Genomic DNA, 25,217 nt, shown 5'->3' on the forward strand with positions numbered 1-25,217 from the left:
CGGTGCGCTATCTGTGGTGAAAACCGTTTCGGGAATCCCTCACACCGGGACAGTCTGTCACTGACCGAACTGACAGATCGATCGCCCCTCAGAGGGCGTTTGTCAGAAAGGCAGCCACGAGTTCACCGACCCGTTTGCCCTGTCCCACGAAGTGGTGGTCGGCGGCGAGTTCGTCGACCGTCGCGCCGTGCTCACGTGCGCGCTCGACGACCGGTCGCCAGTCCACGGTACCGTCGCGCTCGCCGTAGACCACCTGCAGCGGCGCTCCGATCCGGTCGACTGCCGGGGCGACCTCGCTGCCGTCGTCGAGGCGCGCGGGCGGCGCGAGTATCGAGACCGCCGCTGGCTGGGGGTTAGCGTCGGCTGCCGCGAGCACTGCGATGGCAGCACCGAAGCTATAGCCGAAGAGTCCGACGGTCTCGAAGCGGTCGTGGCCCCACTCCAGTGCGTGCAGTGCGTCGGCGCGTTCACCCCGCCCCTCGTCCCATGGGCCGTAGTCGAAGCGCAGACAGGCGACGCCGCGCTCGCCCAGTGCGTCGCTGACGGCCTGTAATCGCTGGTCACTGCGTGCCCCGCCCATCTGTGGGTGGGGCGGGCAAGCGACGACCACACTATCGGCGTCGGCGGTCCCGTCGAGGACTGCCTGCACCGCTCGTGGCCCTGGAATCGGGATTCGTTCCACGACGTCACACATGACGCGCGGATGTAAGAATTTTAAGTCACGGCCCCCGAACACGGGGTATGGGAATCCTCTCGCGCGCATCGTACGTTATTCGGTCGAAACTGAACGCCGTCCTCAACCGCGCCGAGGACCCGAACGAGACGCTCGACTACTCCTACGAGCAACTTCGTGACGAGCTACAGGACGTCAAGGAAGGCATCGCCGACCTGACGACCCAGAAGAAGCGTCTGGAGATCCAGAAGCGCCGGCTCGAAGAGAACGTCGAGAAGCACAACGAACAGGCTCGTCAGGCCGTCGAGCAGGACCGCGAAGACCTCGCCCGGAAAGCCCTCGAAAAGAAGAAACAGAAGATGAACCAGATCGAGCAACTGGACAGCCAGATCAGCCAGTTGCAGAGTCAGCAGGACTCACTGGTCGAACAGAAAGATCAGCTCCAGCAGCGCATCGAGCAGTTCAAGACCAAGAAAGAGACGATGAAGGCCCGCTACGAGGCCGCAGAGGCCTCCAAACGCGTCAACGAGGCGATGACCGGCGCGGGCGACGAGATGAAAGACGTGGGTCGTGCCATCGAGCGCGCGGAGGAACGCACAGAGAAGATGGAAGCCCGCTCGCAGGCCATGGACGAACTGCAGGAGGAGGGTGTCTTCGAGGACGCCCTGAGCGATCAGGACCAACTAGATCGCGAACTCGAAGAGATCCAGTCCAAAGGCGAGGTCGACGCCGAACTCGACACGCTGAAAGCCGAGATGGGCAAGGGCGAACCCGAAAGCGACGAGACGGGCACGACCGAGAGTGCCGACACCGAAGACCTCGAAGCGGAACTGGCCGGTGGTGACGGCAACGGCGACGTGGACGTCGAGACCCCCGACGTTGCCGACAGCGAGGTCGAGAGCGAACTCGAAGAGCTGAAAGAAGACGAACAGTCCTCGTAAGGACAGTCGCTTTCGGCTGGCGCGCCGGCGTCGATACCCGTTCTGTATGGCGTTACTGTTCGAACAGCGCGTAGTACAGCACTGCCGTCACAGAGCGCCCGTCTCGCAGGTCGCCGGTGCGGGCCGCGTCGAGCAGGTCGTCGACGGTCGTCGTCCCGACGCTGATCGATTCGTTGTAATCGAGGTCCTGATGGGCGGTCGGTTCGCAGTCGTGGGCGACGAAGTAATGGAAGACGGCGTCGGCAAAGCCGTTGGCCGGTTCGACGCTCGTCAGGTGCTCGACGGCGTCGGCCTCGTAGCCCGTCTCCTCGGCAAGCTCTCGGTGGACGGCCACTTCGGGGTCGTCATCGTGGTCTTCCATCGAGCCGGCGGGAAGCCCGCGGTTGACCCGGCCGACGGCCTGTCGCCACTCCTCGATGACGACCACCTCGTTGTCGGGCGTCAGCGGCAATATCACGACGCTCTCGCCTTCTGCGAGGTAGTCGAACTCGGCTTCCGCCCCGTTCGGGAAGCGCACGTCGTCGGTCACGATGTCGAACCCCTCACAGCTGTGGGCCACGCGGCTGTCGAGTGTCTCCCAGGCGAGGTCGTCGGTCATGACCGACCTTCGGATCTGTGACGGTAAAAAAAGCGACGGTCGGCCCGGATTGTCGACTGCGTGGCGACCTGCCGAACTGCTGTAGGCGACTGACAACCTCGCTTACAGCTTCGCGGCGGCGAGAGCCTGCTCGGTTCGGCGCTCGACCTGTGTGAGCCGCTGGTCGACCGAGCGTTCGATGGGGTCAGGGAGGGCGTCGGCGGCGCGGTCGAGATTGCTCGTGAGCTGTTCGAGGGCGTTCGAGACGGTCCGAAGCTGTCGATCCGCGCCTTCACGGTCGCCGTCACTGGCTCGCGTCGCCGCGCGCTCGGCGGCGCTGCCGACTGATTCGAGCGCCTGCGTGAGACCACCGAGGGCGTTGGCTCGACCCTGTAGATCGATGTCCTCGATGTCGCCCCTGATCTCGTCGCTGATCGTCGCGAGAAACGTCGCCAGCGACGCCTTCCCGGTGTCCGGTCGGTCGATCGCGACGCGATCCTCGTCGCTGGGATTTATCCGGAAGGCACCGATTTCGTCGTCGGCGTCGCGGACCTCGCTGGTGTAGGCCCCGCCGCGGTGGACGTAGACGGCGTCGGGACCGTCGATGGGGGCGTCGTACAGTCGGCCGCCGAAGTCGTCCTCGACCGCGAGGTCGGTCAGATCGGCGTCGGTCCCCGACGGATCGACGGCCAGTTTCGTCGCGTTTTCGCGGGCGACGAGGGGAATCTCGCCGTCGACGCCGGCCATCGTCACCGTTCCGGTGGGGCCGGTGTCAGTGGCGTTGCCGTCGGTGCTGGTGGCGTCGCCGTCGGTGCTGGTGGCGTTGCCGTCGGTGCTGGTGGCGTCGCCGTCGGTCGCGTCGGTGGTGTCGTCCTCCTCGCTTTCGACCGTCACGCGCTCGCTGTGTGGTGCGACGCCCGCGCCGTTGACGGTGAGACGGTGCTCGCCGGTCTCGACGCCCCGTGCGACGGCGACGCCGAGGAACGTGGGAACGACGGTGGGATCGCTCTCGACGAGGGCGACCGCCTCCGCCGTCGACGCCTCGGTCGTCACACCGCCGCCGTCCGGGGCAGTCTGGTCCTCGATCACCGACGAGACCGTCGTGACGATGTCGTTGACCGGTGCTGGCTCGCCGATGGCGTCGTAGCGGTCGGCCAGTTCCTGTCGGTGGGTCGGGTCCGTGATGTCGGCCGCGGGATTGCTGTACCGTGGCTGCTCCCACGGTGCGCCCACCGTCGTGATGTGGCCGGCGACTGCGTCCTCGGCGGCTTGCGGGATCGCGAACTCGAAGCTCAACTGTGGGCCGGTAAAGGCCGCGATCTCCTCGATCTCGCGTGCCGGGCGCAGCGCGTAGGTCACGTCGGGCGTCGTTTCGGTGTCGGACCGCTCCTCGTGCTCGAAGACCAGTCCCGTCTCACGCGCTGGCAGATCGGTCGGCGGCGAGCCGAGCGCGTCGAACGAGCGGACCGTCAGCGCCTCGGGGACGAGGTCCGTCTGCTCGACGGCGGGCAGGCGCTCGTGGTCGTACACCGGTACGCCGTCGAGTTCCGGGACGGCGAACGGCAGTCGACCACCTTCGTCCCGTGGGAGGCCGTACGCGATGGGCAGCGATGCGAGCGCTTCGATGCCGTCGATGACGCGGTTGGTGATGTCGGCGATGCCGTCGCCGGTTGGGAGACGCTGGAATCGCGCCGGCACGTCGTTGATCGAGAGGGCACTGGAGTGTGAGCCCAGTTCCGAGAGGATTCGGGGGACCGTCCGTTCGGGGTCGAGAAACTCGTTGTTGGGAATCTTCCGCGAGTGGGAACTGGCGACGAACAGCACCGGGTCGTCGCTCTCGGTGTCGACGAAGACGTGCAGGACCTCCCAGTCGTGCCAGTGGAAGTTCGTCGTGAACTGATCGAAGACGCTGTAGGCCCAGTACTGGACGACCGCGAGCGGCGAGTCGTCGTAGGCGACGACGTTGTGCCACAGCGTCGGAGCCGGGGGCGTCCCGCTCTCTTTGAATCGCTCGGTGTAGTCGTTCAGTGCGGTGAATCCGTCGACGACCGTCTCGCCGTCGCGCTCGGTCGCGTACTGCCCGGGGTCGGTCGGAAACCATCGCTCGCCCGCGTCGAAGTACAGCGCCGGTGCGAACCGTTCGGCCAGTTCGCTGGCCCGCTCGCTGTCGACCGGTGTCGTCGTGGCGTCCTCGTCGGGGCTGAGCGCGCCACAGCCAGCGAGCGCGCCGGTCGCGACACCAGCCGTGGTCGCGAGGAAGCTTCGGCGGTCGAGTGTTGGGCCGTCTGCGTCGGTCACGTCCTGTCGTTCGCCGGCACCTCAAAAGGCCTTGCGGCCCTGCCGTCACACGCTGCGGACGGCACTCACTCGGCGACGATGCGGTACAGCGCCCCGCTCGGACCACCGTCGCCGTCCAGATACGCATCCGACGCCCGCTCGGTCATGTAGACGGCGTCGTCGGTGACCAGTGGCGTCCCGGACAGCTTCCCGTTCCCGGCGACTGCCCAGACCTCGTCGCCGGTCGTCCGGTCCAGTGCGACCAGTTTCGGGGCGTACGAGCCGACCAGCACGTGCCCGTCGGTCACCGTCGGACAGCCGATCACCCAGCCGCCGACGTCGGCCGCCCACTGTTCGGTCCCACGGTCGGCGTCGATGGCGTACAGCGACTCGTGCTGGTCGCCGATGTACACCGTCCCGGTGGCCGGGTCGACCGATGGGCCGGACATCACGTTCGCGCCCGTGTCGACCGACCAGACTTCGCTGCCGTCGTCGAGTGCGACCCGGTAGATACGGTCGTCCCACGACCCGAAGAACGCGCCGCCGTCGGACGTCGCGATCGGTCCCTTGATCGACCCGCCGGTCTCGAAGGTCCACAGGAGTTCGTGGTCGGGGTACGACCACGCGTAGAGTTTTCCGTCGTTGTCTCCGACGACCAGCCGTCCGGCCTCGCGGTCGATGGCACACGTCGAGTGGGGGTGGTTCGTGATGCGCTTGTCCTGCCAGACGACCTCGCCGGTGATGGCATCCAGTGCGAAGAGACCGCCGCTTGGCGTGTAGTACTCGACGGCGATGTACACCCGCCCGTCGTGATAGCCCGGACTCGACCCGATGGCGTCGCCCAGTTGCGAACGCCAGTACTGATCGCCCGTTTCGAGGTCGAAACAGTACAGCGCGCCGTCGTAGGCGCCGACGTAGACGGCGTCGTTGGCGACCGCCGGCGTCCCGTGAAAGCCCCGCGTCGTGTCGGTGGCGTCGGTCCGCCAGCGGATCTCACCCGCTGGCGACACCTTCCAGACCTCGCCCGTGTCGCCGGTGACGACGAGGTCGCCGTCCGGCGCTTCGACGGGACTGGCCTTCGCCGCCGTGTGATCGCCAGTGTTCAGCCCCTCGCGTCGCCAGTCGACCCGTACTGATTCGGGGACCGTCGTGTCGGGGTCGACGCCGCGTCTGGTCGTTTCGCCGCGGAACTGCGCCGTCGCGGTCTCGGCTGGCGGGGAGTCCGGTGCGCCGGTCAGCGTCCGCAATCGTCCGACACAGCCCGCTGTCCCGATGGCTGCGCTGGCCCCGACACCGCGCAAGAACTGCCGCCTGCGCTCGTCCATACGCCTGTCCAACGACCGGCCCCAATGAAGACGGTTTCGGGGGCTAGGAATCGGATGTTTTGAACTGTGAGCTAACGGTACCGTAGAGCGGCAGTGAAAGCCCTCGCCGAGTTCCAGTCCCGGGACCCGGACTGCGCTCCTCACTCGCTGCGCTCGTTGTGGTGCTTGTCGGGTCCGGGTTCCCGGAACTCTGCTCGCCCTTTCATTCGCCAGGTGCGTGGAAAGTGCCACCAGCTACGTCCTGGCGGACGAGGACTTTCGAGACCTACAAACGGACAGAACCCACCTCTCTCTGTGCGATACTCAATACGTCTCGTAGCCGTCGGTGTCGAGGAAATTGTGGGCCACGGTGATGGCGTGGTTGGCGTGAAGTGGCTTCGGGCCGAGCGAGACACGGCGGTCGACGTGTTCGGTCAGTACCTCGGTCTCCTCGTCGGTGAAATCGCGATGGTCGGAGAGGACGAAGACGGGGTCGGTCGGGGGTTCGGCGTCGACGACGGGGTCGCCCTCCTCGTGTAACTGGATCACGGTCCCGTCGCTGGCAACGTCGTCGAGCGTCCCGGCGAATCCGCGGCGGGTCAGCGAGACGCCGGGCGACGTTTCGACTGGGATGTGCCCGATGGCTTCCTCCCGTTCTTCGAGCGCCTTGCGAAGCAGTGCCGCAGTCGAGCGCTCGTCGGGGTTGAGCCGTCGGACGGTGCTGCCGTCGACGGTGACGGTGTACGCGTCGCCCAGCACGAGGTGGACCTGTACGTCCTCGCGGATGTCGTGACTGAGGAAGAACGCCGCCGAGACGCACCGACACAGCACGTCGAGGCGTCCCGCCGCGCCCGCGAGGTCGTCGAGCGAGAAGTCGGGCGTCGTGGGCGCGTCGTGGCCGATGATGACGAACTGGCGCATGTCGATGGGGTGGCTGCGGAGCGGTTTACGTCCATCGAGATCGGGGACCGCCGTCGACACCTGCCGGTCCTCGGCGGTGGCCGCGCCGCCGCACCTTTGACGTTCGGTCTCGTATGTCGTGGTGATGGCGTCGCGGATCTCACGCGAGGAGGAGCGAGACCGCACCGGGCTGGACGACACCGGGAGCTGGATCAGTGCCGTCCTCGGAAAGTTCGTCCCGCAGTGGCTCGCACGCCGGGCGATCGCCGTCTCGGTGTCGACCGACGCCCAGCGCTACGACGTTGGCGACCCGGTCGAGATCGAGATTCGATTTCAGAATCGCCTCCCGGTGCCGGTGACGGTCGCGACGCCGGGCCGGCGGCTCTGGGGCTGGAGCGTCGACGACACGCTCGAAGCGAGCGACGAGTCTCGCCGAGCGTCCACAGGCCGCGGTGCCTTCGCCTTCCGACCCCGTGAGACGAAGACGATCCGGCGGACGTGGCGGGGTCGCTTCAAGCGCACCTCCGAACCGGGTACGGACGAGCCGACGCGGTGGGAACTGGCCGATCCCGGCGAGCACGTGATCCGGGCGTTCGTGGCGCTGGACGGCCGCCGTCCAGCGGCGGAGACGACGATCCGGCTCACGTAGGGCGGGGGCGCGCCAGTGGCGTGCAGGCCCGCGGTGTCAGTGTGGCTCGTCCAGTTCCTCACGGTGGAGGTGGCAGGCCGCGTAGTGGGGGCCGGTGCCGTACTCCGGGGGCACGTCGTAGCTTGGCTCCTCCCGTGCGCAGATGCTGCGGTCCTCGAACGACTCGGCCAGCAGCGTTTCGGCCGCCTGCCACTCGTCGTCGACCACGAGGTCGACCGCCCTGTCGACGATGTCGCCCGCCTCGCCACTCGGCGTCACGTCGGGGAAGAACCGATCACGGACCGCCGGCCTCGATTCGGCTTCGAAACTCCGGCGGTCGACGGCCCGCGAGAAGTCGCGGATCGCCTCCCACTCGGCGGTCGAGAGGTCGTACTCCGGCGGTGCGATGAACTCCAGGCAGCGAGTGCGGAACCGACAGCCCGACGGCGGATTGATCGGACTCGGCACGTCGCCTTCGAGGACACCCCGGAGGTGGTCGACGCGGGGGTCCGGGACGGGGATCGACTCCAGCAATGCGCGCGTGTAAGGGTGCTGGGGATTCTCGAAGATCTCCTCTTTGTCTGCGACCTCGACGAGCTGGCCGAGGTACATCACGGCCACGCGGTCGCTGATGTAGCGGATCACGGAGAGGTCGTGGGCGATAAAGAGGTAGGTGAGTCCGAACTCCTCCTGGAGGTCCTGCATGGTGTTGAGGACCTGTGCTTGAATCGAAACGTCGAGTGCGCTCACCGGTTCGTCACAGACGACGAAGTCGGGATTGACCGACAGCGCCCGCGCGAGGTTGACCCGCTGGCGCTGGCCGCCGGAGAAGGCATGCGGGTAGCGATTGTAGTGCTGGGGGTCGAGACCGACCTTCCCCAGCAGTTCGCGAGCGCGTGCCTCGCGGCCCGCCTCGTCGAGCATCCCGTGGGCCTCCATCGGTTCCTCGACGATCGGGCCGACTTTCATGCGCGGGTCGAGCGAGGACTGCGGGTCCTGAAAGATCATCTGCATGTCCTCGCGCTGGGCGCGCAGTTCGCCCTTGTCCATGGACGCGAGGTCTCGGCCCTTGAAGTAGACGCGGCCATCGGTGGGATCGAGCAGGCGCAGGACGGTCCGGGCGAGCGTGCTCTTGCCACAGCCCGATTCGCCGACGAGTCCCATCGTCTCACCACGGCGGACCGTCAGATTCACGTCGTCGACCGCCCGGACGTAGTTTCGCTCGACCGTGACCGGCATCAGCCCCTCGCCGAAGCCCGGCGACACGCCGCCCAGGAAGCCACTGTCGGCGCTGAAGTACTTCGTCAGCCCGTCCAGTCGGAGCAGCGCCTCGTCGTCTTCGACGTTCGTGGGACCAGTATCGGCTCCCGGCCCCTCGTCGGTGCTGTCGCCGCGCTGGGCCGGACTACTCATCGGCCGCACCTCCGCCGTCGGTCGCCGTTCGCTCGCTTCCCGCGAGGTCGTCCTCGCCGGGACCGTGGCGTACGTCGCCCGCGTCACGCGCGAGATTGGTGATGGGCTGGCTCTGCCAGTAGCCTACTTCGAAGGCGTCGTTACGGAAGCATGCGGCCCGGTGGGCCTCGCCGTCGTCGGCGACGACGCGGTCGTCGGGGTGGACCTCGACGCAGGCCTCGCGGGCGTACGGACAGCGCGGGTGGAAGCGACAGCCCGAGGGCGGATCGATGGCCTCCGGCATCACTCCGCGGATCGGGTCGAGGTCCTCGACGGTGGCGTCGGGCCGGGGCACCGAATCGAGCAGGGCCTGCGTGTAGGGGTGGCGCGTCTCGTAGAACAGGTCGTCCACGTCGGCGCTCTCGACGACCTCGCCGAGATAGAGCACGTTCACGCGCTCGCAGATCTCGGCGACCACGCCCATGTCGTGGGTGACCCACAGAAAGCTGGTGTCGTACTTGTCCATGAGGTCCTCGACGAGGTCGAGAATCTGGCCTTCGACTGTAACGTCCAGCGCAGTCGTCGGCTCGTCGGCGATGATGAGGCTCGGCTCGCAGGCCAGTGCCATCGCGATGAGCACGCGCTGGCGCATCCCGCCCGAGAACTGGTGGGGGTAGTCGTCGTAGCGTGCTTCGGGTTCGGGGATGCCGACCTCGCGGAGCATGTCGACGGCGATCTCACGGGCAACCGAGGCCGAGACGTCGCGGTTGATCTCGATGAACTCCCGAAGTTGCCCGCCGACGGTGAACACGGGATTGAGACTCTCCATGGGGTCCTGAAAGATGATCGCGATCTCGCGGCCGCGGATCTCCTCGCGCATCGCAGACTGGGAGAGCATCTCGTCGCGCTCGCGGCGGTGGCCGTCGTCGGTCTCCTCGAAGCCGACGAGGAGGTCGTCCTTGAAGCGGACTTCGCCGCCGACGATCTCACCGGGGTGGTCGATCAGTCGAAGGATCGACCGGGCGGCGACGGACTTGCCCGCGCCGGACTCGCCGACGAGACCGACGACCTCGCCCTCGCCGACGTCGAAAGAGACGCCGTCGACGGCCCTGACGGTGCCGGCCTCGGTGAAGAAGTGCGTCTGCAGATCGGTCACGTCGAGTAGTGGGTCTGTCATCAGTTCTTGAGTCTGGGATCGAGTGCGTCTCGCAGTCCGTCGCCCAGCAGATTGAACCCCATCACGGTGACGAGGATGGCGATGCCGGGCCACACGGAGAACCACGGGTCGGCGAGCATGAATCCGCGCGACTGGGCGAGCATCTGGCCCCACGACGGCATCGGGGGCTGGACGCCGTACCCCAGAAAGGAGAGGCCGGCGACGATGAGGATGCTCACGCCGATCTGGAGCGTGGCCTGGACGAGGACGGGTGTGAAGCTATTGGGAATGACGTGGCGTCGGATGATGTTGCGGTCCCGGACCCCGGCGGCGCGGGCGGCTTCGACGTAATCCTCCTCGCGCACGCTGAGCACGCGCGAGCGGATGAGGCGGGCGAACGTCGGAACCGAGGCGATGCCGACACCGATCATCGCGAAGGTCAGGTCCCGGCCGAAGGCCGTCATGAAAGCGATGACCAGGATGAGGAACGGGATGGCGTACAGCGTCTCGGCGGCCCGCATCAGCGCGTCGTCGATCCAGCCGCCGTAGTACCCCGAGACCGCACCGACGACGGTGCCGCCGACGAGACCGATCACCGTCGAGATGAAGCCGACCTGAATGGCGATCCGGGTGCCGTAGAACAGGCGTACGAGGATGTCCCGACCACGGTGGTCGGTGCCCAGTGGGTGATCCCACGTCCCCTGTCCGTAGACGTTCTCGAAGCCGACGGGCGGGCGGAGCGCCTCGACGGTGTTGGGGTCGTTGACGGGGTTGACCCAGAACGTATTCGCCAGCCAGTACTTCTCGACGCCGAGTTCCGCGAGGAACTGGAACTGTGCGAGGAAGGCAAACACCACCTGATCGACGAACGCGACGAGCGCGACCGCCGAGCTAACGGCGATGATGAGTAGCCCGGCGAGTGCCGTCGGGTCGTGGCGAATCTCGCCGATGGTGTGTCGCCAGCCGACGGTGGCCTCGTGTTCCTCGTCGACATCGGCGGTCTCGCTGCGTCCGACCTGAAAGACCTCGTCGGAGCCGGTGTCCGTCGCCATCGTCAGTCACGCTCCCCGTAGGACACTCGCGGATCGACGTACGCGTACGAGAGGTCGGTGAGGATCACGCCCACGACGAAGGTGAGGCCGAAGAAGAGCGTGGTCCCCATCACGAGCTGGAAGTCCTGATTGTTGATCGCGGTGATGATGAGCCGGCCCATCCCGTTGATCGAGAAGACGGTCTCTGTCAGGACCGCCCCGCCAAGCGCCTGCGTCAGCTGGAGACCGACGATGGTGATCACCGGAAGCTGTGCGTTGCGAAAGGCGTGCTTGCGCAGGATCGTCCCTTCGCCGACGCCGTAGGCCCGCGCCAGCTGGACGTAGTCCTCCGAGAGCACTTCGAGCATCGCGGAGCGCTCGATGCGCGTTATGGCGGCCATCTGGAGCGTCCCGAGCGACAGCGTCGGCAGTGCCAGATGTTTCGCCGAGAGGACGAGCACGTCCCACTGGGTGTCGGCGTTCTGGAGACCCGCGGGATCGGCCCACGGCATGATGAGGTTGGTCGCGGGCAGCCAGCCCAGATGATACGCGAAGATGATGATCAACATCAGCCCGATCCAGAACGACGGCGTCGAGACACCGATCAGCGCGACGACGCGCGAGACGTGGTCCGTGGGCTTGTTCCGGCGTTTGGCCGAGATGACGCCGAGTGGTACCGCTGCGACGAGCGCGAACGCGAAACTCGATGTCAGCAGGAGTAGCGTCACCGGCAGGCGTTCGATGATCTTCTGGGAAACGGGGACGCCGTAGTAGAGGCTCCGACCGAGATCACCGTGCAGGACATCCCAGACGTAGGTCGCCCATCGGATGTACAGCGGTTCGTCGAGACCGAACTTCGCGCGGATCTCGGCGGCCTGCTGGGCGCTTGGCGATGGCCCGAGCATGATGCTCACCGGATCGCCGGGGATGGCGTCGGTCAGCAGGAACGTGATCGTCACCACGCCGAGCAACACCGGGATCGCCTGCAGGAGGCGTCTGGCGGTATACCGCGGGAGACCCACGGTTCACTCCACCTCCCGCGTGTCCCCGTGCAGCGGCGGGGACCGACTGTGTCCAGTTCTCGACCCCCCGATGGCCCGACCGGCCGCTCGCGCCGCCGCGGTGGTTCGATGCCGATTCGTCGGTCCCAGTGTCGGTCCGGGTGGTGTGTCCTGCATGCTCGGAGTGGTGTGGTTACTGTGCGCCGCCGAGACTGGTGGTCGCGTAGTTGGTCGCCAGGCCGAAGCTCGACACCGGGTGCGCCTCGAAGTCTTCGACGCTGGCGCTCACGGCGAAGCTGTTCTTCAGGTTGTACGCGGGCAGGTGCGCACGGTCGTTCAGCATCGTCGTGATCGCCTCGGTGTAGAGGGGCTTGCGCTCCTCCATGTCGAGCAACTGTCGGGCTTCGAGGATCTTCTCGCTGACCGAGCTGTCCTCGGCGTCGTAGAAGGTCCCGTCCGTGACCCCGACGACGTCCTCCGTGTTCGCGAAGAAGTAATACGTGAAGGCGTCGGGGTCGGGGACGCCCGCCCAGCCCAGCGTGTACATGTTGTAGTCGTCCGCGCTGCCGCTGATGTACGCATCGAGGAAGGCACCCCAGTCGAGGCGCTGGACGCTGGCGTTGTAGCCCGCTTCCTTGATGCCGTTGGCGACGGTCAGACCGATCTGTTCACGCTTGTCGTCCGGGGGGACGATGACCTTCGCGTTCCAGTCGTCCGGGACGCCGGCCTCCTGCATCATCGAACGGGCCTGATCGATATCCTTGTCGTGGGGGATCTGCTGCCACTCCTCGACCGGGAACTCCCAGCGCTCGGCGACCGGCGCTGGAATCGGACTGTACTGCCGGACGCCGGCGGGTTCGATGAAGTTCGACACCGCCTGATCCATGTTGAAGGTGTAATCGATCGCCTCACGGACCATCGGATCGGTCGTCGGCCCCTCGTTGCAGTTGAACGCGAGGTAGAAGTACCCGATGCCGAGCACCTCCTCGATGCTGACGTTGTTCATCGACTCGACCTGCGGGTACAGCTGTGGCGGGATGCCCTCGATCACGTCGTTTTCGCCCGTCTGGAGACTCGTGACCCGGGTCGTCGGCTCCTCGATCGGGACGAACCGGACGCCGCTCAGTTCGGGCTTCGGTTCGCCCCAGTAGTCGTCCCACACCGAGAGTTCGGCGAAGTTGCCTTCCTGCCAGTCCTCGAAGACGAACGGGCCGGAGCCGACGGGGTTCTGCTTGTTGAACGCTTCCGGGTCCGACTCGCGCACCGATTTCGGGACGATCGAGAACGTCAGTGTGTTCATGAACGACGCGAAGGGGAACTTCAGCTGGAACCGCGCCGTCTTCTCGTCGACGACCTCGACGGTGTCGATCATGTTGACCTCCGAGGCGTTCTCGGTCTCCTCGGCGACCGGCGCTTCGAAGGTGTATTTGACGTCCTCGGCCGTGACCGTATCGCCGTTCTGGAACGTCGCTTCGTCTTTGATCTCGACGGTGTAGGTCGTCCCATCGTCGGAGATCTCCGGCTCGCCGGTCGCCATCTTGGGGACGACGTTCGTTTCGAGGTCGTAGGTATACAGTCCGTCGAACACCCGTCCTGAGACCTGATCCGACGGCACGTCGTTGAGAACGATCGGGTCGAACTCCAGTGGCCCTTTTACCTGCGCCATGTTGAGCGTGCTGCCCTGCTGTGCGCTCGCGGTCCCGGTGCCGACGAGACTACCGACGCCGGCCGCACCGAGACCCCGGAGCACGTTTCGCCGCGTGAGGTGGGGGGAAATGTGGTCTTGCATGGTCGAAATCCTGACCGCATGCGGGGTGGGGCGTGCATGTGGCCGTCTCACATATTCTCCCGTAGCTGTGAAAAATGTATGGGATATAATAGGAAATTATAGAATTTAAGCTCGAAATACTACAGAAACGTCCAGAAAACCTCCGACATTTCTCTCGTGTCGTTCGCTTGCGGTAAGGCAGTCGAACCGAGACACAAGCTGTGGTTACTGCTACCATTCCTCACGACAGTGCGTGTTCTGGCGTCGAAGCTATCACGGCGGCGCACCTACGTCGATCAGTTCGATGCTCACCGACACGCCGGGAATCCACCACGTCACGACCATGGTTGGGGACCCACAGGCGAACCTCGATTTCTTCGTCGAGGTTCTTGGATTGCGCCACGTCAAGCGGACGGTCAACCACGAGGACGTGCTTCGCTATCACTTCTACTACGGCAACGGCGGGGGCGAACTCGGGACGATCTACACCTGCTTTCCGTACCCGAACGAGCCACCAGGGCGGCGTGGCCGCTCGTCGATCACGGCGACGAGCTTTGCCGTTCCGCCCGACGCCCTGGATTTCTGGGACGACCGGCTTGCCGACCACGGCGTCGCGACCGAGCGCCGCGAACGCTTTGGCGATGCCCTCCTCCGGTTCGAGGACCCCGCCGACACCCGGATCGAACTCGTCGCCACCGACTCGCCGGTCACTCCATGGGACCACGGCGGCGTTCCCACCGACCGTGCGATTCGTGGGATCCACGGCGTGACGACGCTCCCGGTCGATCCCTACCAGACCGCGAGCGTCCTCGAAACGCTCGGGCTGGAACAGGTCGCCGAATCCGACGACCGCATCCGCTACCGGGCCGACGGGGAGCACGCGACGACGATCGATCTCCTCGACCGCGACGGCGAGTTCGGCCGCGAAGGGGTCGGGACGATCCATCACGTGGCACTCCGGGTCGACGACGACGACCTGCGCGAGTGGCACGACCTCTTTCGCGAGCGCGACATCCGCGTCTCGCGCATCCGCCATCGCCACTACTACCGCTCGATCTACGTCCGCGAACCCGGCGGCATCCTCATCGAACTCGCGACCGAATCGCCGGGTCTCACCGTCGACGAGACCGAACGCGACCTCGGCGGCTCGCTCGTCTTGCCGCCGTGGGCCGAAGAGGACCGCGAGATGATCGAAGGGCAACTCCCCGAGATCGCAGTCCCGACACGATCTGACGGTGACACACGAGATGGGTGACTCCAGCCCTACGGGTGACGTTCCCGGCCCACACGGCGACCAGCCGATCGTCACCGCAGGTGCGCCACGCGGCGCGACCGAGGCCGTCGTCCTCGCGCTCCACGGCCGTGGCACGACCGCTCAGGGTATCATCAATCTGTTCGACCCGCTCGCGCGCCACGGCGTCACGTTCGTCGCACCGAACGCCGAGCGGAGTCGCTGGTATCCCGACGCTACCGACGCACCGCGCGACCGGAACGAGCCACACGTCTCCTCGGCGCTGGCTGCCGTCGACGCCGTCCTCGACCACGTCGTGACCGGACTCGGCGTCCCGTACGAACGGGTCCTCCTCGCCGGCTTCTCACAGGGCGGGACCGTCGCCGCCGAGTACGCCGCCACACATCCCACTCGCTACGGGGGTCTCGCCGTCCTCAGCGGGACGCTGCTCGGACCGACCGTCGACTGCGGCCGCTATCAGGGATCGCTCGACGGCACACCCGTGTTCGTCGGGTCCGGCGCTGACGATCCATACGTCTCCACCGACCGCGCCCGTACCACTGCCGACTGTTTCCGCTCGCTCGCTGGTAACGTGACCGAGCGCCGGTACGACGGTGTCGATCACGAGGTCACCGACGAAGAGTTCGCCGCCATCGACGGGATGCTCGACGAGCTGCTCGACTAGTGGGGCTGTGTCCTGGGCCGGCCGAAACGCGCACAACCGTTTTGACCCGTCCCGACGACTGCCAACTATGACAGCCGACGGCACCGTCGAGGGCATCTACATCGCGCCCGACGCTGGCGAGCCGATGGTATCGCTCGACTCGGTCGAGGCCGTCGCCGGCCGCGGTCTCCGCGGGGATCGATACTTCCACGACCGCGGGAGTTACGACCGCGACGCGACCCTGCCCGAAGGCACCGACGTCTCGCTCATCGAACGGGAGGCGCTCGACGCCGCCGCTCGCGACCACGACACGTCCGTCGATCCACGGGAGACGCGCCGAAACATCCTGACGGCGGGTGTCCCGCTGAACCACCTCGTCGACCGGGAGTTTCGGGTCGGTGGGGCGACGCTCGTGGGCGTCCGTCTGTGTGAACCCTGCAGTTACATGGAATCGCTCGCCGAGACGCCCGGCGCCGAGGATGCACTCGTCCACCGTGGCGGTCTCAACGCCAACGTCGTCGACTCCGGGACGATCACCGTCGGCGACCGGATCGAGTTCTGAGCGGCTGTTCTCTCGACCAGAGAAGGGAGTCGAGTCGCTGCTCACGAAGCTGTTCGCGGTCAGAAAGTGGGTCGCGTAACTGTCGAACGCAGGAAGATCGTCGCCCACGCTGCTCGCACTGTGGTTCTTTTGAACGCTCGTGTATTCTATCGACCGTAGACCGTTCAGTATTTGTTATAGAAAAGCACATTTGATGGGTCGACCGGTCACGGTATCCTCCCATCGTTGCGACTCGTTTCGGCCGCCATCGATTAGATAGCACGCCACGGCGAGACGGCGACTACTCCAGAAGCCAGACGAGCCAATCCGGGTATACGCCCGTATACCGCCATACAGACTACCGTCTGAAATTGGGTGTGCGGCCGTATATTGCCCGTAAACGGCCGTCAGGGATTATATCCGTCTCACTCATCGGATCGGCCTGCGATGTCGACGACTCGATCACGACTCCGCTCGCACTCCGGGAGTAACAGTATCGCCTCCGACCGCCCTCACACCTGGCCGGCGTCGGGAGGTGACCAATGAGCGTGTTGACCGACCGGGGCACCGACAGTAGCCCATCGCTCTCCTCCCGGCTCCGTGCAGGTGCGGCAGCCCTTGGGATTGCCGTCGTCGCGTTCGTGACTGGTGTCGTCGGCATCGTGGTCGCCGGTGCCGTGCTCCGCACCGCCGGCGTCCTGACGGTCCCCGCTGTTTCGGCCCTTCAACTCCGCTCTATCCAGGTCGGTTTCGCGGTCTTCGCCGCCGCGTTTCTCGTTTGGCGCGGTGATCTCGGCCAGTATTGCAAGCTCCGTGTTCCCACGCTGGAAGACGCCGCCTGGATCGTCCTCATCCCGCTCGTGTTCGCTGCGCAGGGCGTCGTCCTTCCCCCTGTGCTGGCGGCCCTTGGCCTTCCACACCCTGAGCCAGCGGCGGGTGCTGGACACGTCGACCTCTCGACGAGGCCGCTGCTCTGGCCGGCCGCGTTCGTCGGGATGTTCATCTTCGCTGCTCCGGCAGAAGAACTCGTGTATCGAGGGATAATTCAGGGGACGCTCCGCCGGGCCTTCGACGTGGCTGGCGTCGTGGTAGCCGGTGGGCTTCTGTTCGGACTCATGCACGTCCTCGTTGGCCTGGTTACGCCGAGTGTCGGTGCGCTCGGTGCGCTGCGCTGGGGAATCACCACTGTCCTCCCCGGACTGGTGTGGGGTTACGCCTACGAACGCACCGAGAATCTGGTGGTGACGGCTCTCACTCACGCGATGACGTGGACGGTCACCGTCCACGAGTTGGTCCTGAAAGTGGTCCCGGTCTGACCCACGACGAGATGGCGGGCTCACAGTTCGTCCCAGATTGCCCTGAGTTTTGCGCCGGGCCGTCGGAGTACCGCCGTCGCACCGCTGACGACAGCGGTTGGATTCCGCCGGAACCGCCGGATAGCCGGGATGATATCGTATTTCAGTGCTTGTGCGCCCTTGATGAGAAAGACGCTCGCGACCACTGTCAGGACGACCAGCGCGGAGAGTGCCATCGTGATGCTCACTTCAGCCCGTGTAGCGACCAGGTTCTGTTCGGTCACGGTGTCAGCGAACCAGCCCACCAGTAGCGGGAACGAAGCGACAGCGGCGGTCTTCAGTAGACTGTCAACGCGCTCGTTCCAGCGGTTTTCTCGCTCGGCTTCGGCGGCCGCGCGGCCCTGCTTGCGGTACGTCGCTGCCGGAACGAGTTCGACGCCGTCGATACTGTCTCCCTCTATATCTGACGACAGCGTACCTGCGCGCTCGCTCGCGCGTCCCACGACCGCCTCGCGCTCGATGTCGTGGAGTGCTCGCAGCCGCTCTGTCACGAGTCGGACGTCAGCAAGCGCGGCCGTCATCGCCTCGTCGTCGAGGTCGTCGAAGGCAAGCTCGAACTGCCGGTCGGGGTAGTCGGCGAGCAGTTCGAAATCGGTCACACCGGCTCGAATCCGTTCGCGGATCTGCTGTTGGTCCCGCCGACGCTGGTGCTCGTCCTGCTCGGCGAACGCCGCGCAAATCCTGGCCCGTTGTGTCTTCGTCAGGAGCGAGGCGGGCTTCGCGGTGACGCTATCGTCGTCGCTCACGGTCGATCAAGGGTTTCGGCATGGTTGTACGGCTGCCGGACCGGAGTGTCGACAGGGGTGTGTCCAGCCGTTCGACCCGTGGGTGCTATCGTCGGGGCGGGCACGAGCAACATTGTTGCGTTATGTGGTCCCACTATTGAAAAATGACTGTGGAACGCTCCGGTACAGCCATCGCTCCGACCACCCGACACATCGGAGAATCTCGAAACATGGGGACTGGGCTAGCGCAAACTATCGAATGACGCGAACACGGTCCTGCTCACTGCGTTGTGTGGGCTGTGACCTCCCTGCTCGAATTCGCTGGCGTTTACTGTTTACACGCCACGGACCGCTCGCTACGCTCACGGTTGCAAGTCGTGGAAATGGGCCGGCGCGATTCTGGTTTATCCCGATTCGCAGGGTCCTGTGCATGGTCTCTCGTCCGTTTTCGGATCGTCGTGTTAATCATCATCTTTCTGAAACTCTAGTTGGTCGATGAGCGATCGGCGTCGGTCTTCCATCCGCTCGCGCAGTCGTTCGCGACGCTCCTCGGGCGTCGCCTTGTCGTAGTGGTCCTCGATGGTCTTGACCGAGGCGTTGACCCGTTCTGCCACGTCCTGTGGCGGCCACCCGCGATTGAGTAGCCAGGTGATCGTCCCGGTTCGGATCTGGTGGGGCGACCGAGACGAGGGGCACTTGCTGGCGTGACGCCGGGCGGTCCAGTCGCAGTCCTCGATCGTCTTCCCGTGGGGACAGAGTCCATACGTGCAGGGAATGGTCGCCAGATAGCTCCAGAAACGGACCGTGTTGCTGGTCGGGCGACCAGTCGCGCTCGCCAGCAACGGCTGGCGGCCGTGGTCGTCGTTCACGTCGTAGCGGTACTCCGAGAGGTAGGTCTTGACGACAGCCGCGACCTCTGGCGAGAGTGCGACCGGGCGCTCGCCGCGGCGCTTGTTCTTCAGCGGCGTCTCGGTATCGGGCCGGTGACGGAACATCACGTAGGGGTTCTCGCCCAGCTCCGCATCCCGGACGTCGAGCGCCCGGAGGCCACCCTGTCGGGCACCCGTGAACCAGGCCAGTTCGAGGAAGACGTGCTGTCGGGTCCCGTAGTCCGAGTCGGAGTTGCGGTAGTGCTCCAGCAGCGCACGGGCCTCCTGGGCGTCGAGTTTGGTGTCGCTCGATCGTTCCTCGGGATCGATGTCGGGGATGCGGACCCGGTCGGCCAGCCCGTCGTCGACGGCTTCGATATCTTCGAGGAACTCGCAGAACATCTTGAGGGTCCACATCTCGCCCTCCAAGGTAACCGGCGCGATCTCGGCGCTTCGCAGTTCGAAGTACTCGTCGAGGTCGTACCCGCGAAGGTCGCCGACGCGCTCGATGCCGATGGAGTCACACCACTCGACGAAGAGCTTCAGCCGGTACTCCCAGCCGTGGACGCTCTTCTTGGTGCTATCCGAGCGTCGGCGTCGGAGGTAGCGGTCGACTGCCTCGCGGGGGCGAAGCTCCCCCGGTTCCGGTCGGCGACGACCGGTCACGTGGCGACACCTCCAGTGACTCGTCGGACGAAACAACCAACACGGCGGTCTGTGATTTCGTACATGGGTCTCTGTTGGTGACAGCGACCGCGTCACGGGTTCCAATCGAGCCGCGGGCGCTGTCGAGGGACCCCTTCGGACTCGAACCGAAGCGCCACCTGTGGGTCCGGCCGCAGTACTGGATTCCTCACCGGATAGCCGTGTCACTCATCGGTCTGGATCGTCGCGAGTGATCGGTCGGCCACGGAGTGGCCGCAGGGCCGGGAAGTCCGTCGATCGCCGCGCCACAGACTGGACACCGTCCGGTAGTCGATGCCTTCGCCGTCGTACGATGGGAGTTCTTTTCTCCCCGGAATTCGTTGGCTTGCATACGTTGGTGCGGCCAACGCGATGCCTGTGCTGAGGACACAGGTATCGACCCGCTTTTCAGACGGATCGACACCCCGAGAGGCATCGCGTTGTCCTCGACAGCTCGGTTATTGCGGAGTAACTTAGTTATTGCGGAGATCTTAAGAACCACAGAAACCCTAAGGTTCCCAGAGATACTAGTGTGGGATATATGAGAGCTTAACAATGACGGTGAGATATAGCCTGTATGGGAGAACCGGGCGAGCCGACGGATTCTGGAGGTCGAAAGCCCGTGGTATCTGATTCTCAGATTCTGGAGCTTTTCGTAGCAAACGAAGATCCAGTCGTGTCGGCTCCTGAACTGGCGGATGAACTGCCGATCAGCAAAACTGGAGTCTACAAGCGACTTCGAGACCTCGATGATCGTGGCCTCGTTGACTCCAAGAAGTTCGGCCAAGGCCGGGCGTGGTGGATCACCGAAGCTGGCCGCGAGTTCCTCGAAGGCAAGTCCGAGGACTGACGAAGGTTTAAATACCAACTCGGCACACCCGGTCGTGGGTTCCGACGGACTCATTCCACGCCGGGGCAGCACTGGGGTCGGAACTCGATCATTCTGTTCGGCGATCATGTGTCGTCGAGCGTCGTACCCGCAGTTGGTTCGGCGATGCAGAACTTACTCGTCACCGAGCATCGCCTCCTTGGCCCGCTGGAGTCGCTGAAACGCCTCCGCGCTACCCCCGTGATCCGGATGGGCTTCCTTGGTCTTCTCGCGGAACGCAGCCTCGACGACGCCGTCGGGGGCGTCTGGAGCCACGTCCAGCACTTCGTGGGGCGGCGGGGATGCGGTGATCGCCTCCTCCTCGCCGCTCGGGAGGCGGGCGTTGGCGAACTCGCTCTCGCCGGAGACGACCGGGCGATTCTCCATCTTGCGCTTCTCGCGGAGGTAGAGACCCAGCGCCCGGACGTTGCTCAGAAAGCGCACGTAGCGGTCGCAGGCCAGCGCGAACTGGTCGCCGTCCATCGACCATCGGAGGACGAAGCCGGGATCGTCGGGGTTCGCGTCGGCGTAGGGCCGACCGTCGCGCTTGCGCTCCTTGGCGTCGAAGCCGTAGCGGTAGTCGTCGACGCCGATGCGGTCGAGGTCGGCCTCCAGCTCGTCGAAGGCGCGGGTCAGGCTGACCCGGAAATCGTTCTTGCGCGTCCGTTCCCGTCGTGGAGTTCGCTCGAAGGCCGGGGGCCAGTCGAGGGTCATGCGAACTCACCACCGAGATGGCCGTCGAGTGCGTCCGCCAGCGCCTCGATCTTCTCGCGTTCGTCGTCGTCCAGCCGGTGCATCGCTTCGTCGGCGGCGATGCCCGCTCGGATGATCCGCAGGAGCGTCCGCGACGTGGATTCCCCGAAGCCGAACTGGGTGTGGACGCCGTCGTCGTCGAGTCGTGCCTCGAACAGGTGGTCTTCGGGGAGGTGGTCTATCGTGTTGGCCACGCCGTCGTCCAGGTCACTGCGCCCACAGTTCGGATTGGTACAGGCCCACTCCTCACCAACATCATCGCTCTCGATGAGGATCTGTGTCCCACCACAGTCGGGGCAGTCGCGTTCTGGCCGTTCGATGCGCTCGTCGCTCTCGGTGGTGTCACTCATTGGTCTGGGTAGTCGCGCGGAGTCGGTCGGTCAGTCGTCCAATGCGTAGGCTTACCTGCATGCCGCCGAGTTGAGGTGATATATGGCTGATAGCTGTGCTCGCTGCGGAACGGACTCGACCGAATTCACTCTCCGTCCAAGTGTCGACTGGGTCGGTTACCTCGTTGGTCAGCGTGGTCTCGACCGCCCAGTGACGAGTTGGCTCGTGCCACTGTGTGCGGACTGCTTCGGGGAACTTGATGGTCTTCAGGACCAGTATAAGCGACGACGCCAGCTTGACGACGACCGCCGTGAACAGATCGAGACCGCAGCTGAGAACGAACTCGACGCCCTCGACCTCGATGCGCTCGTCGAGGAGCAACTGTTCTGAGCTACACATTGAGACGCACCCGGCGGTGAGGCCGAATCGAGTAGACCATACCGTCGACATCCGCCAGCGGATAGGCGTTCCCGATGAACAGATCGTAGTCGATTAGCACCGGCTGAAGTGGTGCGGAACCGCGCTTGATCGGGGAGACGACGGCGCGAACGTACGCCGGTTTGTCCATCGCATCGGTCTTCACTGTAGCCGTCTCGACGTTTTCGGAGGCTTCCAGTTCCTCTGTCGTGGCCCGCAAGCGCGCCCCGAGATCGTCGTATTCGTGGCGACGGTCGCAACTGACGAACGCCCGGCGGAGTTCAGGATCAATCTGGCCGTCGTCGATGTCTTCCAGAGTCGCTCCCTCTTCCAGCTGCGTCGCCAGCCGATTGAGCGCGGCAGCCGTGTGTCGTAGTTTGTCGGTGTCGATACTCTCGCTCTCGGTGGTTTCACTCATGACTGGAGAACCTCTCTGGACCGGTCGGCCACGGAGTGGCCACAGGGCCGGGCAGTGCGTCGACGGTCTGCCGCGATCCCGTCGATCTGGGACCCGCAGACCGGGCACTGGCCGGTAGTCGATGCCTTCGCGCCGTTCAGAGGGGAGTACTTTTCTCCCCGGCGTGCGTTCGTTGTCATGTGGTCTTGATAGGACCCACACGATGCCTGTGCTGGTGACACGGGCATCGACCCGCTTTTCAGACGGATCGACGCCCCGAGAGGCATCGCGCTGTCCTCGACAGTCCAATGTTTCACACAAGCACTTAGTGCTTTGTGTTTGCAAACACAATTATGACTTAGTAAGCATTTTATTACGTCAGCAATAATTTCTCTCGTGGAACCAATGGACCCAATATGGTACCGTCTGATGATGGCAACGTGCCGAGAATCAACACGGAGTTGCAGATTCTGAAGTTCATGTCGGACTACGACATTCCGCTTCAGCCGCGCCAGATTTTCGGCGGAATGATCGTGAAAGAGGATGTCACTTTCTCCTACGGAACCCTGCAAAACAAGCTCTCTGACCTCGTAGAATCCGGTGATCTGGACCGTGTGAAGATTGACCGAGATGGCAGTATCGAGGTAATGGATGATGACGAGAGTGGGAGAGCGAACTATCTCATCACCGAACGAGGAAAAGAGCGGATCGAGCAGGAATATCCGTAACTGACTCCGAACAGTTTTCGCGCTTGATCGTCTTCGCGTAGATATGGCTCGCGCTGATTCTGGCGACGCTCGCGAAGGCCGCGAGATTCGACTTCTGGAGAACCCGGACGGGCTGTGGACGGCCCGCGACATCCAGGTAGAGATCAGCGCACAGGGTTCGATGCGCGAAGAAGCACTCGACGCGCTTGACGACGTGGTAGCGGCGATCAAGAGCGACGGCGGCCACGAACCCACCGACGAGGAGACCCGTGAGTTGCTGGGCGACTGAACCGTCATTCCGAACGCTCCTCCTCGCCATCGACTGCAGCAGCAACGCGCTGGATGTGTTCCTCCATCGCGCGAGCGGCCGACTCGATCTGTGCCGCCATCGCCCGGCGGCGAGCGTCGTCGTCGACCCGCTCGCTCTCATCCTGGTCGCTCATCGCAGCACCTCCCGGCGTTCGATAGTGGCCGCGCTGATGTGGTCCTCGCGGCGGAACTGCTCGTAGTAGTTCTCGACGGTCGGGAAGTCGGCCGTCCACTCGGAGAAGTGCGTGAGTTCGCCGACCTCGTAGCGAAGCCGCCACTGGCACGCGTCGACCGTCGGGGCGCTGTGTGCGTCGTCACGGGCGTCGACCTCGCTCATCGCCCATCGCCTCCGTCGGCGCGGGCCTGCGGCGCAGCGTCGGCCTCGCGGCCCGAGATCGCCATCACGCTCTCGACGTGAGCCTCGAACGCGTCGCGGCCCGCGTCGGTCAGCCGATACGCGTTCGTCCGGTCGTCGACGGCCTCGGTCTCGACCAGCCCCGCGTCTTCGAGCGCGTTGAGGTTCTGGTACAGTCGGCTGTGGTTCACTGGGTCGCTGTAGCGCTCGCCCAGCCACTCCTTGAGCGCGAGTCCGTAAGGCAACTCGTCGTCGGCTTCCAGCACGGCGATGGCGTGCAGCAGATCGCGCTGGAAGCCCGTGCAGTCGAACCACGTCGTCATCGGTGGCCTCCTGTTGCTCGCATACCAGGAGCGTGGACGACTGGGCTTGAAAGGCTGCGGCGGGCGGGTGACCGAATCGGGGTCTCGTTCGGGGTGGTTCGGCAGAGCGTCGCTGTCCGGTCGGTTTTCGGACGGCTGACGGATGACCGAATCGTGACCGAATGTGATCGAATCGGTGGCTGTCGAGTGGTTGGGCTGCTTCGAGAGCGATGCCTCTGGTCGTGGGTTGGCGTTCCGTCGTTCATGGGTCGCGGGACCGGTGGCGGTGCCAGCCGGCCACCTATCTCTTGCTTTGGAGCCACATATTTAGTTCTTGTCCCATAGCAAAGGAAAGTCTCAGCATGACTAATGAAGAATGCGAGTGAAGGCCCAGCAAAGTGACCGAGAAACCGGGGCCAGATCCTACTGCTGATCGAGAGTCGATTCTTGAGGCGCTAGCTCTTGCGTACTCGCCAGTCCTCGGTACAAGCGATATTGCCGAAAAAACAGGTGTGAGCCGCCAAGCTGCTGACCAGCGTCTAAGACGAATGGCAGAGGATGGATTAGTTGAAACGCGAAAGATCGGCCGAGCACGCGTCTGGTGGATTACTAGTAGAGGAAAGGCCTACTTGGACCCTGACGGCGAATCAGAGATCCAATAAACGACTGCACTACCGCCGACTTTCGTTCTTGCAATACGACCGTCTTCTTCAAGCTGATTCAACCGCTGGCGCGTACGCTCTGAGGAAAGAGGAACTTCGCTTGCGACATCACCAGCTGTAGCGAAAGGACTCTCTGCAGAGTCTATGGAATCGATCAACTCTTCATCCGTAGCTTTAGGATCTGGCCCTCTTGATGACATGGGTCTGCTATCACTTTGTTTGCTCCGAAGCAAAGGCTTTTTGGTGGTCCGGGCCAACAATAGAAGTAGGAACACACGCGGACCCGCTGGCTCCAACAGCGGGGTCCGCAGATTCTCAGAGTGGACCCGACGACCAGCGACGGGTCCGCGAAGTGCTTCCGTTGAATCACCACTTACTGGCTGGGTACTTAATTCTATTC

29 protein-coding genes are annotated in these 25,217 nt (G+C 64.7%); 11 read left to right on the forward strand and 18 right to left on the reverse strand.

The annotated features are described in order from the left end of the window. Positions 1–88: 88 nt before the first annotated feature. Positions 89–682 carry an alpha/beta hydrolase gene (locus AC5FRW_RS02690; protein WP_493566878.1) on the reverse strand — a complete coding sequence of 198 codons (594 nt, stop codon included), beginning with the start codon at positions 680–682 and terminating at the stop codon, positions 89–91. 59 nt (positions 683–741) lie between these two features. On the opposite strand from AC5FRW_RS02690, the gene AC5FRW_RS02695 reads away from it, so the two are divergent. After that, positions 742–1,614 (forward strand): PspA/IM30 family protein, encoded by an 873-nt coding sequence (locus AC5FRW_RS02695; protein WP_493566879.1) that lies wholly within the window; start codon positions 742–744, stop codon positions 1,612–1,614. Positions 1,615–1,666: 52 nt separating this feature from the next. On the opposite strand, the gene AC5FRW_RS02700 is transcribed toward AC5FRW_RS02695, so the two are convergent. The 4 genes from AC5FRW_RS02700 to trmY form a co-directional block, all read right to left on the reverse strand. Beyond that, positions 1,667–2,212 carry an NUDIX hydrolase gene (locus AC5FRW_RS02700; RefSeq protein WP_493566880.1) on the reverse strand — a complete coding sequence of 182 codons (546 nt, stop codon included), beginning with the start codon at positions 2,210–2,212 and terminating at the stop codon, positions 1,667–1,669. Positions 2,213–2,314: 102 nt separating this feature from the next. Then, positions 2,315–4,489 carry a hypothetical protein gene (locus tag AC5FRW_RS02705; RefSeq protein ID WP_493566881.1) on the reverse strand — a complete coding sequence of 725 codons (2,175 nt, stop codon included), beginning with the start codon at positions 4,487–4,489 and terminating at the stop codon, positions 2,315–2,317. A gap of 65 nt (positions 4,490–4,554) precedes the next feature. Further along, complete coding sequence (locus AC5FRW_RS02710; protein ID WP_493566882.1) at positions 4,555–5,793, reverse strand: outer membrane protein assembly factor BamB family protein; 1,239 nt, start codon at positions 5,791–5,793, stop codon at positions 4,555–4,557. A 303-nt stretch (positions 5,794–6,096) separates the two neighbouring features. After that, positions 6,097–6,693, reverse strand: coding sequence for a tRNA (pseudouridine(54)-N(1))-methyltransferase TrmY (gene trmY, locus AC5FRW_RS02715; protein ID WP_493566950.1), 597 nt, complete (start codon positions 6,691–6,693; stop codon positions 6,097–6,099). Between the two features lie 124 nt (positions 6,694–6,817). On the opposite strand from trmY, the gene AC5FRW_RS02720 reads away from it, so the two are divergent. Further along, positions 6,818–7,321 carry a DUF7974 family protein gene (locus AC5FRW_RS02720; RefSeq protein ID WP_493566883.1) on the forward strand — a complete coding sequence of 168 codons (504 nt, stop codon included), beginning with the start codon at positions 6,818–6,820 and terminating at the stop codon, positions 7,319–7,321. Positions 7,322–7,357: 36 nt separating this feature from the next. Here the strand turns inward: AC5FRW_RS02720 and AC5FRW_RS02725 are convergent, their stop codons facing one another. The 5 genes from AC5FRW_RS02725 to AC5FRW_RS02745 all read right to left on the reverse strand — a co-directional run bounded on the left by AC5FRW_RS02725 (position 7,358) and on the right by AC5FRW_RS02745 (position 13,669). Beyond that, complete coding sequence (locus AC5FRW_RS02725; RefSeq protein WP_493566884.1) at positions 7,358–8,713, reverse strand: ABC transporter ATP-binding protein; 1,356 nt, start codon at positions 8,711–8,713, stop codon at positions 7,358–7,360. Continuing rightward, the gene (locus AC5FRW_RS02730) at positions 8,706–9,869 is read right to left on the reverse strand and encodes an ABC transporter ATP-binding protein (RefSeq protein WP_493566885.1); all 1,164 of its coding nucleotides are present in this window, start codon (positions 9,867–9,869) and stop codon (positions 8,706–8,708) included. Before AC5FRW_RS02730 ends, AC5FRW_RS02725 begins: the two co-directional genes overlap by 8 nt. After that, complete coding sequence (locus tag AC5FRW_RS02735; protein ID WP_493566886.1) at positions 9,869–10,900, reverse strand: ABC transporter permease; 1,032 nt, start codon at positions 10,898–10,900, stop codon at positions 9,869–9,871. The genes AC5FRW_RS02730 and AC5FRW_RS02735 overlap by 1 nt, the downstream gene beginning before the upstream one ends. Positions 10,901–10,902: 2 nt before the next feature. Continuing rightward, positions 10,903–11,901: an ABC transporter permease gene (locus AC5FRW_RS02740; RefSeq protein ID WP_493566887.1), complete on the reverse strand. Its 999-nt coding sequence runs from the start codon at positions 11,899–11,901 to the stop codon at positions 10,903–10,905. A 172-nt stretch (positions 11,902–12,073) separates the two neighbouring features. Beyond that, positions 12,074–13,669 carry an ABC transporter substrate-binding protein gene (locus AC5FRW_RS02745; RefSeq protein WP_493566888.1) on the reverse strand — a complete coding sequence of 532 codons (1,596 nt, stop codon included), beginning with the start codon at positions 13,667–13,669 and terminating at the stop codon, positions 12,074–12,076. A gap of 283 nt (positions 13,670–13,952) precedes the next feature. Here AC5FRW_RS02745 and AC5FRW_RS02750 point away from each other — a divergent pair, with 283 nt between their 5' ends. The 4 genes from AC5FRW_RS02750 (at position 13,953) to AC5FRW_RS02765 (ending at position 17,400) form a co-directional block, all read left to right on the forward strand. Next, on the forward strand, positions 13,953–14,903 hold the full coding sequence (locus AC5FRW_RS02750; protein ID WP_493566951.1) for a VOC family protein: 951 nt from the start codon (positions 13,953–13,955) through the stop codon (positions 14,901–14,903). Further along, positions 14,896–15,564 carry an alpha/beta hydrolase gene (locus tag AC5FRW_RS02755; RefSeq protein ID WP_493566889.1) on the forward strand — a complete coding sequence of 223 codons (669 nt, stop codon included), beginning with the start codon at positions 14,896–14,898 and terminating at the stop codon, positions 15,562–15,564. Before AC5FRW_RS02750 ends, AC5FRW_RS02755 begins: the two co-directional genes overlap by 8 nt. Positions 15,565–15,631: 67 nt before the next feature. Beyond that, positions 15,632–16,105, forward strand: a complete 474-nt coding sequence (locus AC5FRW_RS02760; protein ID WP_493566890.1) for an MOSC domain-containing protein — start codon at positions 15,632–15,634, stop codon at positions 16,103–16,105. 521 nt (positions 16,106–16,626) lie between these two features. Continuing rightward, positions 16,627–17,400 carry a CPBP family intramembrane glutamic endopeptidase gene (locus AC5FRW_RS02765; protein ID WP_493566891.1) on the forward strand — a complete coding sequence of 258 codons (774 nt, stop codon included), beginning with the start codon at positions 16,627–16,629 and terminating at the stop codon, positions 17,398–17,400. 20 nt (positions 17,401–17,420) lie between these two features. Here AC5FRW_RS02765 and AC5FRW_RS02770 read toward each other — a convergent pair whose 3' ends face one another. Beyond that, complete coding sequence (locus AC5FRW_RS02770; RefSeq protein WP_493566892.1) at positions 17,421–18,185, reverse strand: hypothetical protein; 765 nt, start codon at positions 18,183–18,185, stop codon at positions 17,421–17,423. Positions 18,186–18,625: 440 nt separating this feature from the next. Continuing rightward, positions 18,626–19,699 (reverse strand): tyrosine-type recombinase/integrase, encoded by a 1,074-nt coding sequence (locus AC5FRW_RS02775; RefSeq protein WP_493566893.1) that lies wholly within the window; start codon positions 19,697–19,699, stop codon positions 18,626–18,628. A gap of 595 nt (positions 19,700–20,294) precedes the next feature. Here AC5FRW_RS02775 and AC5FRW_RS02780 point away from each other — a divergent pair. Further along, positions 20,295–20,567: an HTH domain-containing protein gene (locus tag AC5FRW_RS02780; RefSeq protein WP_493566894.1), complete on the forward strand. Its 273-nt coding sequence runs from the start codon at positions 20,295–20,297 to the stop codon at positions 20,565–20,567. Positions 20,568–20,720: 153 nt separating this feature from the next. Here AC5FRW_RS02780 and AC5FRW_RS02785 read toward each other — a convergent pair whose 3' ends face one another. Together AC5FRW_RS02785 and AC5FRW_RS02790 are read right to left on the reverse strand one after the other, a co-directional pair. After that, complete coding sequence (locus tag AC5FRW_RS02785) at positions 20,721–21,299, reverse strand: J domain-containing protein (RefSeq protein ID WP_493566895.1); 579 nt, start codon at positions 21,297–21,299, stop codon at positions 20,721–20,723. Then, a complete protein-coding gene (locus AC5FRW_RS02790; RefSeq protein ID WP_493566896.1) occupies positions 21,296–21,688 on the reverse strand; it encodes a hypothetical protein in 393 nt (130 codons plus the stop codon). The genes AC5FRW_RS02785 and AC5FRW_RS02790 overlap by 4 nt, the downstream gene beginning before the upstream one ends. Before the next feature lie 205 nt (positions 21,689–21,893). On the opposite strand from AC5FRW_RS02790, the gene AC5FRW_RS02795 reads away from it, so the two are divergent. Then, positions 21,894–22,058, forward strand: a complete 165-nt coding sequence (locus AC5FRW_RS02795; RefSeq protein ID WP_493566897.1) for a hypothetical protein — start codon at positions 21,894–21,896, stop codon at positions 22,056–22,058. A 1-nt stretch (position 22,059) separates the two neighbouring features. On the opposite strand, the gene AC5FRW_RS02800 is transcribed toward AC5FRW_RS02795, so the two are convergent. Next, positions 22,060–22,503 (reverse strand): hypothetical protein, encoded by a 444-nt coding sequence (locus tag AC5FRW_RS02800; RefSeq protein WP_493566898.1) that lies wholly within the window; start codon positions 22,501–22,503, stop codon positions 22,060–22,062. Positions 22,504–22,898: 395 nt separating this feature from the next. On the opposite strand from AC5FRW_RS02800, the gene AC5FRW_RS02805 reads away from it, so the two are divergent. Then, positions 22,899–23,210, forward strand: coding sequence for a hypothetical protein (locus AC5FRW_RS02805; RefSeq protein WP_493566899.1), 312 nt, complete (start codon positions 22,899–22,901; stop codon positions 23,208–23,210). Positions 23,211–23,253: 43 nt separating this feature from the next. After that, the gene (locus AC5FRW_RS02810; RefSeq protein WP_493566900.1) at positions 23,254–23,478 is read left to right on the forward strand and encodes a type II toxin-antitoxin system HicB family antitoxin; all 225 of its coding nucleotides are present in this window, start codon (positions 23,254–23,256) and stop codon (positions 23,476–23,478) included. Positions 23,479–23,482: 4 nt separating this feature from the next. Here the strand turns inward: AC5FRW_RS02810 and AC5FRW_RS02815 are convergent, their stop codons facing one another. The 3 genes from AC5FRW_RS02815 to AC5FRW_RS02825 are packed head-to-tail and all read right to left on the reverse strand — an operon-like array spanning position 23,483 to position 24,176. Continuing rightward, complete coding sequence (locus tag AC5FRW_RS02815; RefSeq protein ID WP_493566901.1) at positions 23,483–23,632, reverse strand: hypothetical protein; 150 nt, start codon at positions 23,630–23,632, stop codon at positions 23,483–23,485. Next, positions 23,629–23,835: a hypothetical protein gene (locus AC5FRW_RS02820; protein WP_493566902.1), complete on the reverse strand. Its 207-nt coding sequence runs from the start codon at positions 23,833–23,835 to the stop codon at positions 23,629–23,631. Before AC5FRW_RS02820 ends, AC5FRW_RS02815 begins: the two co-directional genes overlap by 4 nt. Continuing rightward, complete coding sequence (locus AC5FRW_RS02825; protein ID WP_493566903.1) at positions 23,832–24,176, reverse strand: PadR family transcriptional regulator; 345 nt, start codon at positions 24,174–24,176, stop codon at positions 23,832–23,834. The genes AC5FRW_RS02820 and AC5FRW_RS02825 overlap by 4 nt, the downstream gene beginning before the upstream one ends. A gap of 377 nt (positions 24,177–24,553) precedes the next feature. On the opposite strand from AC5FRW_RS02825, the gene AC5FRW_RS02830 reads away from it, so the two are divergent. Further along, positions 24,554–24,817: a winged helix-turn-helix domain-containing protein gene (locus AC5FRW_RS02830; protein WP_493566904.1), complete on the forward strand. Its 264-nt coding sequence runs from the start codon at positions 24,554–24,556 to the stop codon at positions 24,815–24,817. The last annotated feature ends 400 nt before the right edge of the window (positions 24,818–25,217 follow it).

Source organism: Halomicrobium sp. HArcht3-1 (assembly GCF_058933345.1).

What these genes read in the sequence shown, in the direction of transcription:
- AC5FRW_RS02695 (WP_493566879.1), top strand. Translation starts at nt 742, where the DNA reads ATGGGAATCCTCTCGCGCGCATCGTACGTTATTCGGTCGAAACTGAAC.
- AC5FRW_RS02700 (WP_493566880.1), bottom strand. Translation starts at nt 2,212, where the DNA reads ATGACCGACGACCTCGCCTGGGAGACACTCGACAGCCGCGTGGCCCAC.
- AC5FRW_RS02710 (WP_493566882.1), bottom strand. Translation starts at nt 5,793, where the DNA reads ATGGACGAGCGCAGGCGGCAGTTCTTGCGCGGTGTCGGGGCCAGCGCA.
- trmY (WP_493566950.1), bottom strand. Translation starts at nt 6,693, where the DNA reads ATGCGCCAGTTCGTCATCATCGGCCACGACGCGCCCACGACGCCCGAC.
- AC5FRW_RS02720 (WP_493566883.1), top strand. Translation starts at nt 6,818, where the DNA reads ATGGCGTCGCGGATCTCACGCGAGGAGGAGCGAGACCGCACCGGGCTG.
- AC5FRW_RS02725 (WP_493566884.1), bottom strand. Translation starts at nt 8,713, where the DNA reads ATGAGTAGTCCGGCCCAGCGCGGCGACAGCACCGACGAGGGGCCGGGA.
- AC5FRW_RS02730 (WP_493566885.1), bottom strand. Translation starts at nt 9,869, where the DNA reads ATGACAGACCCACTACTCGACGTGACCGATCTGCAGACGCACTTCTTC.
- AC5FRW_RS02735 (WP_493566886.1), bottom strand. Translation starts at nt 10,900, where the DNA reads ATGGCGACGGACACCGGCTCCGACGAGGTCTTTCAGGTCGGACGCAGC.
- AC5FRW_RS02745 (WP_493566888.1), bottom strand. Translation starts at nt 13,669, where the DNA reads ATGCAAGACCACATTTCCCCCCACCTCACGCGGCGAAACGTGCTCCGG.
- AC5FRW_RS02750 (WP_493566951.1), top strand. Translation starts at nt 13,953, where the DNA reads ATGCTCACCGACACGCCGGGAATCCACCACGTCACGACCATGGTTGGG.
- AC5FRW_RS02755 (WP_493566889.1), top strand. Translation starts at nt 14,896, where the DNA reads ATGGGTGACTCCAGCCCTACGGGTGACGTTCCCGGCCCACACGGCGAC.
- AC5FRW_RS02760 (WP_493566890.1), top strand. Translation starts at nt 15,632, where the DNA reads ATGACAGCCGACGGCACCGTCGAGGGCATCTACATCGCGCCCGACGCT.
- AC5FRW_RS02765 (WP_493566891.1), top strand. Translation starts at nt 16,627, where the DNA reads ATGAGCGTGTTGACCGACCGGGGCACCGACAGTAGCCCATCGCTCTCC.
- AC5FRW_RS02780 (WP_493566894.1), top strand. Translation starts at nt 20,295, where the DNA reads ATGGGAGAACCGGGCGAGCCGACGGATTCTGGAGGTCGAAAGCCCGTG.
- AC5FRW_RS02785 (WP_493566895.1), bottom strand. Translation starts at nt 21,299, where the DNA reads ATGACCCTCGACTGGCCCCCGGCCTTCGAGCGAACTCCACGACGGGAA.
- AC5FRW_RS02790 (WP_493566896.1), bottom strand. Translation starts at nt 21,688, where the DNA reads ATGAGTGACACCACCGAGAGCGACGAGCGCATCGAACGGCCAGAACGC.
- AC5FRW_RS02800 (WP_493566898.1), bottom strand. Translation starts at nt 22,503, where the DNA reads ATGAGTGAAACCACCGAGAGCGAGAGTATCGACACCGACAAACTACGA.
- AC5FRW_RS02805 (WP_493566899.1), top strand. Translation starts at nt 22,899, where the DNA reads ATGGTACCGTCTGATGATGGCAACGTGCCGAGAATCAACACGGAGTTG.
- AC5FRW_RS02810 (WP_493566900.1), top strand. Translation starts at nt 23,254, where the DNA reads ATGGCTCGCGCTGATTCTGGCGACGCTCGCGAAGGCCGCGAGATTCGA.
- AC5FRW_RS02815 (WP_493566901.1), bottom strand. Translation starts at nt 23,632, where the DNA reads ATGAGCGACCAGGATGAGAGCGAGCGGGTCGACGACGACGCTCGCCGC.
- AC5FRW_RS02820 (WP_493566902.1), bottom strand. Translation starts at nt 23,835, where the DNA reads ATGAGCGAGGTCGACGCCCGTGACGACGCACACAGCGCCCCGACGGTC.
- AC5FRW_RS02825 (WP_493566903.1), bottom strand. Translation starts at nt 24,176, where the DNA reads ATGACGACGTGGTTCGACTGCACGGGCTTCCAGCGCGATCTGCTGCAC.